This window comes from Zarconia sp., from assembly GCF_057467645.1.
This window is the reverse complement of the sequence record NZ_JBRJXU010000099.1, coordinates 1-10,075: the sequence shown is the minus strand read 5'-3', so window position 1 is coordinate 10,075 and position 10,075 is coordinate 1. Positions and strand designations below refer to the sequence as shown.

General features: G+C 50.7%; 6 protein-coding genes and 1 pseudogene. 5 read left to right on the top strand and 2 right to left on the bottom strand.

Annotation, left to right across the window (positions count from 1 at the left end; all coding sequences use genetic code 11):
• Positions 1–710 precede the first annotated feature (710 nt).
• A complete protein-coding gene (locus AC2215_RS14890; protein WP_486810802.1) occupies positions 711–911 on the top strand; it encodes a hypothetical protein in 201 nt (66 codons plus the stop codon).
• A 132-nt stretch (positions 912–1,043) separates the two neighbouring features.
• Here AC2215_RS14890 and AC2215_RS14885 read toward each other — a convergent pair whose 3' ends face one another.
• Positions 1,044–1,796, bottom strand: coding sequence for a Tic22 family protein (locus AC2215_RS14885; RefSeq protein WP_486810801.1), 753 nt, complete (start codon positions 1,794–1,796; stop codon positions 1,044–1,046).
• Between the two features lie 344 nt (positions 1,797–2,140).
• On the opposite strand from AC2215_RS14885, the gene AC2215_RS14880 reads away from it, so the two are divergent.
• Complete coding sequence (locus AC2215_RS14880; RefSeq protein WP_486810800.1) at positions 2,141–3,232, top strand: glycosyl transferase; 1,092 nt, start codon at positions 2,141–2,143, stop codon at positions 3,230–3,232.
• 761 nt (positions 3,233–3,993) lie between these two features.
• Entirely contained in the window at positions 3,994–5,106 is a 1,113-nt protein-coding gene (locus tag AC2215_RS14875) for a TIGR03032 family protein (protein ID WP_486810799.1), read from the top strand.
• Between the two features lie 6 nt (positions 5,107–5,112).
• On the opposite strand, the gene AC2215_RS14870 is transcribed toward AC2215_RS14875, so the two are convergent.
• Positions 5,113–5,277, bottom strand: coding sequence for a hypothetical protein (locus AC2215_RS14870; protein WP_486810798.1), 165 nt, complete (start codon positions 5,275–5,277; stop codon positions 5,113–5,115).
• Between the two features lie 830 nt (positions 5,278–6,107).
• Between AC2215_RS14870 and AC2215_RS14865 the strand changes: the two genes are divergently transcribed.
• Entirely contained in the window at positions 6,108–8,234 is a 2,127-nt protein-coding gene (locus AC2215_RS14865; RefSeq protein ID WP_486810797.1) for a hypothetical protein, read from the top strand.
• Positions 8,235–8,377: 143 nt separating this feature from the next.
• Positions 8,378–10,075: pseudogene (locus AC2215_RS14860) on the top strand (cadherin-like domain-containing protein); the annotation flags it as partial.

The following is a 10,075-nucleotide window of genomic DNA, read 5'->3' as shown; positions in this document are numbered from 1 at the left end:
TTTCAGCGGCGAAGATACTTGGAGGGTAGCCTCCTGGGAAAATAGCTCAGTGCCAGGTTTAATACTACAAGAGACTCCTTAATTAACATTAAGGAGTCTCTTCTTTTGAGTTGTTGCGGGAGTCGTATGAATCGATGAAGACCAAACGACCCGATTGATGTTGCCAAACTATTGCAGCTTGTTGACTGGAGTTTAGACAAACTTCGCAGTGGGGCACTCCAAATCCGGCCGGGTCCTTTAGGTAGGGTTGAGCATAGGCATTTGCTGGGAAGATTTGGAATTAACCGTTCACTCGTGTCTTAGCTCGGGGTCGCGAGTCGCTCTTTTTCACTGTGGGAAATCGTGGACGAGGGTTTCTCCCTCGACCTGTAGGCCACCCAGGAGATTTTCCTCGGAGTTTGGGCAACATTGCCGGTGTGCCAATATTGACTAAAATTGATGCGAAGGCGTTAGCCACTCGTCGGGGGGTCTGAAGAGTCAATGGTTTTTGCCACGGAAGGGGATTGTCTTGGACGTGGTGACTCCCCAACCACAGTTGCCAGGTCATTATTGGCATGAGAGTGCTCCACCCTTGAGGGTGGAGCACTCGCGCGATCGCACTGAGTATTTTTTCTCATCCCAATCCGGTCACGAGTCAGTCTGATAGCGATCGCTCCCCAAGACCAACCCACGATCGCACCTTCCCCACCGGCTCATGAATAATCCAGGCTATGACCCACAAAGGGAAACTGTTACAAATCGTTACTTCGTGTCTGATTTTCCACGTATCTCCTCTTTCCCCCTTCTTCATCAGAACCCGATCGCTACAAACTTCTCAGGCGCGATCGCCCGGTCACGATCGACTCAGCAATCATCCCGGTTCCCAGGCGAGTGCCAGCTTAATTCAAGCTCTCAATGATTCTCACCTTTGAGCAATCTCTATCGATTTTGACCGGTTGGAGTAGCACCCCTGAGCCTAACCCAGCCCAAGTCTGGGTACGCACGGGGGGACTACCCCAACTCAATGACCCATCACCATGTTTGGGGTGAAGCCTTCGAAACGACTACTCGATCGGCTGCGTCCGCAAAAATTCTAGGGTTTCGAGAGGGGGGACCAAAACGAGTTGCTCGAGTTGGGGATTGTCGCTGGTTTCCATCATCCGAATCACCCCTTCGAGAGATTCCACTTGGATGCCGACGGTTCCAGCTAAGTCGGGTTGTTGGGTTTTAAACTGTTCGAGGACGTTTTCCAACTCCGTGCGATTGAAAAACATCGGAATCAGTTGCTCGCCATCCTGTTCGATCGTGAGGTAACCCGATTCGGGACCGGCTGTACCGATAAATAAGGGAACGCCGGGGAATTGCTCTAACTCTTCCCCTCGATCGGCCAGTAATCCGATGGCTTCATCCACCTGAGAGCGGTTGGGAACGTAAGCAAATTGCAGTCCTTCGGGAACCTCTCCATTTTCCCGATCCAATTGATACACTTCCGCCATGGAAATGGTGGTGACTCGGACTTGGTTCGCAATATTAGGGTCTTGGGATCTGAGGCGTTCGACAAATGCTTCTGCATCCGATCGATTGATAAAGACCCCAGAAACCGGTACGGTGTTCTCAGGATCTTCACCCTGGGGAATCGAGGCAATTAGGGGAGACCCTTGGGCATCGGTAATGGCAAACACGGGAACGGCTTGCAATTTTTCCACGATGTCCTGTTCCTCCAAGGCCCAGGCCGGCATGGAGACTCCGAGCAGGGATCCCCACAGGGTGCTACCTAGCAAACCCAAAGTCGCTCCCCACTGAATGAGTGATTTCATAGTACTCCTTGGTTGAAGTTGATACGTAACGATTCCACTAACGGGTGTAGCGATCGCGTTGAATACGCTTTGAAGACAAAAATTTGACGACAGACCGAACTTAAGCTCTAAATTTGACAGAAATTTGGCTTTTAGGATACTCATATAAGCAGATCGAAATTAAGATCGACATGCGATGCTTGCTACTTATCTGATGACTGCATTAGACGGCAAATAGTTTCTATCTTAGATCGATCTTTGAGGCTTGCAAGTCATTTTATAGTACTACAGTATCTTCGATCGCCAAACTGGAAAATTTCAGCGGAAATACTCCCCCAAAATTCAATTGCCGAGGAACTTTTTGAATGTCACGACCTGTTGTATATATCGCCATTACCAATCATGGCTTCGGTCATGCGGTGCGAGCAGCTTCCGTTGCCGCCCAGATTCAACAGCGGCGCCCCGATATCCTCTTAGTCATGGTGACCACTGCCCCTCGCTGGTTGCTCGAATCTTATATTTTAGGGGATTTTATCTACCGTCCCCGTGCCTTTGACGTAGGGGTCGTGCAGCCCGATAGCTTGAAGATGGATCGCGATGCAACTTTAGAAAAGCTCAAAGAAATTCGTGCGTCTGAGGGGTCGATTATCGCCAGTGAGGTCAATTTTATTCGCCTCAATCGAGTGGGATTGGTATTAGCAGATATTCCCCCACTTGCCGCTCTAATTGCCAAGGCAGCGGGCATTCCTTGCTGGATGCTGAGCAATTTTGGTTGGGATTTTATTTACCGCGATTGGGGGGGAGAATTTCTCGAAATTGCCGATTGGATCGGAGATTGTTTTTCGCGGTGCGATCGCCTCTTTCGCTTGCCGTTACACGAACCGATGGGAGCATTTCCCAATATTACCGATGTCGGGTTAACTGGAGGCACGCCGCGCCACCCGGAAACCAAATTGCGAGAAAATTTTGGCATTGCAACCCCCCCAGAAAAAACGATTCTCCTCAGTTTTGGCGGGTTGGGATTGCAAAAGATTCCCTATGACAATCTTCAACATTTTCCAGATTGGCAGTTTATCACCTTCGATCGCAACGCCCCAGATTTACCCAATTTAACCATTGTGTGGGATTCGTTCTTGCGTCCGGTGGATTTTATGCCTATTTGCGGTCGCGTGGTCTCCAAACCCGGTTACAGTACCTTTGCCGAAGCCCTACGCTTGGATGTCCCGTTGGTTTCCTTGCTGCGGGAAGGGTTTGCCGAATCAAAGGTACTGCTTGAAGGCTTGCAAAACTACGGTCACCATCAAATTATTTCCACAGAAGAATTTTTTGAGGGGAATTGGGAATTTTTGCACCAACCGTTGCAAGTGCCGCGCCGGACGGATGTTTTAGATAAGACCGGTTCCGAAGCCATTGCTGAAGCGGTCTGCGAGTTTTTTCCCCAGGACTCAAATCATTAAAAATTAAAAATGTAAAATTCTAAAATGGACGGGGTGTCAGACCTGTTATTTTATCGAGATAATTTCGTTTTTTACAGAATTTATCGCCTAATCGATCGCCCCACTGCGGTTGTCCCAACACTTTGGAAGCAAAGGTCTTAGACATCTGATTTTTATGCAAAATATAGCTAAGCGCAGGTTAATTAGAAAGCTCAATTTGCGAACAATTTTCTATAATTTTTTTGTTTTTACGTTAGTTTTTAAGCGACTAAGTGCATAAAATTTAATTTATTTTAATGGATATTAATTGAGATTTAAAATTAATTTTTATACCGAATTTATGAGTTTATTCTCCCTTTGACTCTTTTATAATATCAGTCTATTTAGACTTCTTCGGTGGCGAAATGTAAGTACCAGTTACGCGATGTGCAACTTTTTAACAGGTCTTGAATTTACGTCGTTTGAGCGACTCTACATTGGGAGATTATAGCTTGGAGTTTAGACAAATTTAATGGCTCAAACCGTCAAACCCTTATCCCGAGACGATTTGAGAGTTTAACGAGTGAGGGAACGCTTGAAAAACTAAAATGCTGACCCCGTAAGGCTTGTAGCCGCTTCGATCGAGATTTTGTCTACACTCCAGTTATAGCCAGTCAGAAGGGAAAATAAAGGGGTTGGGACTTGAAGTTGCACATCACGTAAGTTCTAAACTCGTATACGATTGTAGAGATCGCCACAGTACAAACGACAAGAATTGATTCCAATATCGCGTCTGTTCAAGGATGATGAATCACACCCCTAAATCGACCGTTCGGACTCCCGCCTTTGAAATTACCGCATCTCGCCAATTTTCCCCGTGGCTTGCCGAACAACATCTCAGTTTGGTTTTCACCACCTACCAAGCGGGAAAAATCTTTTTCATCGGTTTGAACCCGGCAACGGGACAGCTTTCCGTCTTCGAGCGCACCTTCGATCGCAGCATGGGATTGTACGCTACTGGCAATACCCTCTATCTTAGTAGCCTCTATCAACTGTGGCGGTTTGAAAACAGCCTCGAACCCGGACAAACCTACAACGGTTACGACGCGCTGTACGTACCGCAAATGAGCTACATCACCGGAGATTTAGACATTCACGATGTCGCGATTTCCGGGCATGGGGGGACAGGGGAACTCGGAGATGGGGAGAAGAACGGTTCTAACGGTTTGGTTTTTGTCAATACCCTGTTTAGCGGTCTCGCCACCGTCAGTCCCACCCACAGCTTTGTTCCCCTGTGGCAACCTCCCTTTATCTCCAAACTTGCCGCAGAAGACCGATGCCATCTCAATGGTTTGGCGATGGTCAACGGAAAACCCAAATACGTCACCAGCGTCAGTCAATCCGATGTTGCCGAAGGGTGGCGGGATAAGCGACGCGATGGTGGATGCCTTATCGATATCGACAGTAACGAAATCATCGCGAGTGGGTTGAGTATGCCCCATTCTCCTCGATGGCATCAAGGCAAGTTGTGGTTGCTCAACTCGGGAACCGGAGAATTTGGCACCGTTGACTTGCAATCGGGAACCTTCGAACCGCTCGCATTTTGTCCCGGTTACGGACGGGGATTGGCGATGTGGGGCGATTATGCCGTGGTGGGACTGTCCAAACCTCGAAATAACAAGACCTTTCGGGGGTTAATCCTCGACGAGAACCTAGCGAAAAAACAAGCCGAACCGCGATGCGGGTTAGCGATTATCGACCTGCGAAGTGGGGACATGGTGCATAACTTACGGATCGAAGGCATCGTCGAAGAACTCTACGATGTGGCGATTTTACCCCAAGTGCGGCGACCGATGGCTGTTGGGGTAAAAAGCGATGAAATCCGACGGATGGTGTCCATTGGTATGAAGGAGTAACCAATTTTAAGATCGATCGGCCGATCGCTTTGTGGCTAAAGCTTGTCCTTCAATCAGTTCGGCTTTTTTGCAGTGCGGCATGGTAGCGCCGTTCAAATTCGGTATAGGTGAGGCGTTCGCGTTGGCGTAGCCTGTCCTGGGGACGTAGCGTCTCCGAAGGTGAATCACCATTTTCGAGTCGTGGAATTGCAGCGATCGAAGGTCGGGCAAGGGTCATGGTGGCAGCGGAAATCGGATCGTTAATTCTCGTTAATTATTGTAGGCGATCGCCCCAAAACTCAATTCGGATCTCAATTCCGCCACATTAACTCAATTGAAAATTCAGTAAGATTAACTAATTCTTACAGACGATCGAAAACCTTTTTAAGTTTGCTAGCATAACATCTACAATTTCAAAGATTCTCGGTATAGGTTCGATTTGGTGATGGATTTGAAATTGTAGATGTGTCGAAAATCAGGGTGACTTTATGAAGTTTTTACAAAAGCCAAAATCAACTTTACTAAAACTAAATAATTGTGGAGCTTTGACTGAGGTAGGCTCCTCCAACTGCGAGTATTCAGCACTAGACCGTCAGCTGTTAGCTTCAAACCCGCCTGACGATCTGAAATTTTAACTGAGTCGGTAACGAAAACGAAAAATTGGCGCCCGCCACTCGACCCGGAGTCTCGGACAGACACCGGGAAATGGTGACGTGGGGACGCTGCGGACGTGGAGAGGAACAGTAGGAGCGTACCTGTCCAGGTCAAAAGAAACCAATTTCTAACATTCTTCAACCCTCGGGTTGTAAGCGAGCGTTCCATAGAGCGGTTGGGAAACCGCTAGCGGAAATCGCACTTTCCCCCGATCGGAAATGGGTTTCAAGAATTTTCGCGTCCAAACGCTCGCAGTCCGACCTAGAGAAGGTTTCAAAGATTTTTGGGCTATTGCTCAACCACCCCCATGAAAGGGGAAATCTCGCCAGCTCTAAAGAAAGTCAAGCAAAATCAAACAGGACAAGACCATGATAACGGGTGTACTTAATCTATCCGACCTCAATGGCAACAACGGCTTCACCATCAACGGTATCAATGCTTATGACGGTTTGGGTCGTTCCGTCAGCAGCGCGGGAGATGTGAACGGTGACGGCTTCGATGACATCATTATTGGGGCAACTGGTGCCGACCCCAATGGCAATGGCGGTGCCGGAGAAAGCTACGTGGTCTTCGGCACGAGTGGAGGGTTCGCTGCCAGTTTTGACCGATCGAGTCTCGACGGCAGCAACGGCTTCACCATCAACGGCATCGATGGGTCTGACTTTTCGGGTTATTCCGTCAGCAGCGCGGGAGATGTGAACGGCGACGGCTTCGACGACATCATTATTGGGGCAACTGGTGCCGACCCCAATGGCAACAGCGGGGCCGGAGAAAGTTACGTCGTCTTCGGCCAAAGTGGAGGGTTCGCCGCCAGTTTTGACTTGTCTGCTCTCGACGGCAGCAATGGCTTCACTATCAACGGCATCGAGACTTTGGACTTTTCGGGGAATTCCGTCAGTAGCGCGGGAGATATCAACGGTGACGGCTTCGACGACATCATTATCGGGGCAGATGATGCCGACCCCAATGGCAATCGCGATGCTGGAGAAAGTTATGTGGTCTTCGGCGCTAGTGGAGGGTTTGCCGCGAGTTTGGACTTATCGAGTCTCGACGGCAGCAACGGCTTCACCATCAGCGGTATCGATGCTTTTGACGTTTTGGGTCGTTCCGTCAGCAGCGCGGGAGATATCAACGGCGACGGCTTCGATGACATCATTATTGGGGCACCTGGTGGCGACTCCAATAGCAATAGCGGTGCCGGAGAAAGTTACGTGGTCTTCGGCCAAAGTGGAGGGTTCGCCGCGAGTTTGGACTTATCTGCTCTCGATGGCAGCAACGGCTTTACCATCAGCGGTATCGATCGGTCTGACCAGTCAGGTTATTCCGTCAGCAGCGCGGGAGATATCAACGGTGACGGCTTCGATGACATCATTATTGGGGCAATTTATGCTGCCCCCAATGGTAACTATGGTGCCGGAGAAAGTTACGTCGTCTTCGGCCAAAGTGGAGGGTTCACGGCCAGTTTTGACCTATCAAGTCTCGACGGCAGCAACGGCTTCGTCCTCAACGGCATTGATGGGGGCGACGATTCGGGTGATTCCGTCAGCAGCGCGGGAGATGTGAATGGTGACGGCTTCGACGACATCATTATCGGGGCACGTGTTGCCGACTCTTATGGCAACGGTCGTCCCGGAGAAAGTTACGTCGTTTTCGGCCAAAGTGGAGGGTTCGCCGCCAGTTTTGACCTATCAAGTCTCGACGGCAGCAACGGCTTCATCCTTAACGGCATCGATACTTATGACTATTCGGGTGATTCCGTCAGCAGCGCGGGAGATATCAACGGTGACGGCTTCGACGACATTATTATCGGAGCATATGGTGCCAACGATTATGCCGGAGAAAGCTACGTAGTCTTCGGTGCTGAGTTTTTCGTCACCCCTGGGGATGACGATCGCATCTTAAACGCCAACAACAACACCCTCGATGCCTTAGCCGGAAACGATACCATCCGCGCGCGGGGGGGAGATGACGACGTATTCGGCAACGACGGTAACGACAAGCTTTTCGGTCAGAATGGGGCGGATACCCTCGATGGGGGGGCCGACGACGACACCCTGTTGGGGGGTAACGATGACGATTTACTCATTGGGGGTTCCGGAAACGATCGCCTCAATGGCGGTCTGGATAACGACACCCTCATCGGAGTCGACGAAAGTTCCACCAGTCCCGGTCTGGGAGAGCGAGATGTTCTGCGGGGTCAACAGGGTGCGGATTTATTCGTTCTGGGCAATGGCACTACGGTCTTCTACGACGACGATGGCATAACCGTTGCCGATGGAAACGTCAGTCGGGGGGTGATTCGAGATTTCGAGGTGGGGGTCGATGGGATTCAACTCCACGGGAGTTTTGAGGATTACGTATTGCGGGAAACGGCCAGTGGCAATACCAATATTTTCTACCAACCCGACGGGGAGGTGCGGGATTTGATTGGCATCGTGCGCAATACTACCGGTCTGGATTTATCCGATAGTTCCACCTTCGGGTTTGTGGGATAGCAGATTGCTAGCGGAAATCGCACTTTCCCCCAATGGGGGAGAGGGTTTCAAGGATTTTTGGGCTGATTTTCCAACAACCCTCATGAAAGGGGAAATCTCCCCAGCTCTCAAGAAAGTTAAGCAAAATCAACAAGGACAACACAATGATAACGGGTGTACTGAATTTATCCGACCTCAACGGCAGCAACGGCTTCACCATCAACGGCATCGATTTTGGTGACCTTTCGGGTCGTTCCGTCAGCAGTGCGGGAGATGTGAACGGCGACGGCTTCGACGACATCATTATCGGGGCATATGGTGCCTACTCCAATGGCAATGATAATGCTGGAGTGAGTTACGTGGTCTTCGGCAATAGTGGGGGGTTCGCTGCCAGTTTGGACTTGTCCACTCTCAATGGCAGCAACGGGTTCATCCTCAACGGCATCGATTTTGCTGACAGTTCGGGTGGTTCCGTCAGCAGCGCCGGAGATGTGAACGGCGACGGCTTCGACGACATCATTATCGGGGCATTCGGTGCCAATAATGATGACAGTAGCGGTGCCGCCGGAGAAAGTTACGTGGTCTTCGGCAACAGTGGAGGGTTCGCCCCCAGTTTGGACCTATCGAGTCTCGACGGCAGCAACGGCTTCACCATCAACGGCATCAATAGTAATGACAGTTCGGGTGGTTCCGTCAGCAGCGCCGGAGATGTGAACGGCGACGGCTTCGACGACATCGTTATCGGGGCAAGTGGTGCTGACCCCAATGGCAATCGCGGTGCCGGAGAAAGTTACGTGGTCTTTGGCACTAGTGCAGGGTTCAGCTCCAGTTTGGACCTATCAAGTCTCGACGGCAGCAACGGCTTCACCATCAACGGCATCAATAGTGGTGACTATTCGGGTATTTCCGTCAGCAGCGCCGGAGATGTGAACGGTGACGGCTTCGACGACATAATTATCGGGGCACATCGTGCCGCCCCCAATGGTAATCGTAATGCCGGAGAGAGTTACGTGGTCTTTGGCAAGAGTGGGGGGTTCTCTTCCAGTTTGGACTTGTCCGCTCTCGATGGCAGCAACGGTTTCATCCTTAACGGCATCGATACTTATGACTTTTCGGGTATTTCCGTCAGCAGCGCCGGAGATGTGAACGGTGACGGCTTCGACGACATCATTATCGGGGCACGTGTTGCCGACCCCAATGGCAATAGTTATAGTTATGCCGGAGAAAGTTACGTGGTCTTTGGCAAGAGTGGGGGTTTTACCGCCAGTTTGGACCTATCAAGTCTCGACGGCAGCAACGGCTTCGTCCTCAATGGCATCGATACCTATGACGAGTCGGGTCGTTCCGTCAGCAGCGCGGGAGACGTGAACGGCGACGGCTTCGACGACATCGTTATCGGGGCATATCTTGCCGACCCCAATGGCAACAGTCGTGCCGGAGAGAGCTACGTGGTCTTTGGCAAGAGTGGGGGTTTTACCGCCAGTTTGGACCTATCAAGTCTCGACGGCAGCAACGGCTTCGTCCTTAACGGTATCGATGCTGATGACTTTTCGGGTCGTTCCGTCAGCAGTGCGGGAGATGTGAACGGCGACGGCTTCGACGACATCATTATCGGGGCATTCTTTGCCTCCCCCAATGGCAATAACTTTGCCGGAGAAAGCTACGTGGTCTTCGGTGCTGAGTTTTTCGTCACTCCAGGGGATGACGAGCGCACCTTAAACGCCAACAACAACACCCTCGATGCCTTGGCGGGTAACGATACCATCCGCGCGCGCGGGGGAGATGACGACGTATTCGGCAACGACGGCAACGACAAGCTTTTCGGTCAGAATGGGGCGGACACCCTCGATGGGGGGACCGAC

Bases quoted from the DNA above. Each gene is read 5' to 3' on its own strand.
- AC2215_RS14890 (WP_486810802.1), top strand. From the start codon at position 711: ATGACCCACAAAGGGAAACTGTTACAAATCGTTACTTCGTGTCTGATT.
- AC2215_RS14885 (WP_486810801.1), bottom strand. From the start codon at position 1,796: ATGAAATCACTCATTCAGTGGGGAGCGACTTTGGGTTTGCTAGGTAGC.
- AC2215_RS14880 (WP_486810800.1), top strand. From the start codon at position 2,141: ATGTCACGACCTGTTGTATATATCGCCATTACCAATCATGGCTTCGGT.
- AC2215_RS14875 (WP_486810799.1), top strand. From the start codon at position 3,994: ATGATGAATCACACCCCTAAATCGACCGTTCGGACTCCCGCCTTTGAA.
- AC2215_RS14870 (WP_486810798.1), bottom strand. From the start codon at position 5,277: ATGGTGATTCACCTTCGGAGACGCTACGTCCCCAGGACAGGCTACGCC.
- AC2215_RS14865 (WP_486810797.1), top strand. From the start codon at position 6,108: ATGATAACGGGTGTACTTAATCTATCCGACCTCAATGGCAACAACGGC.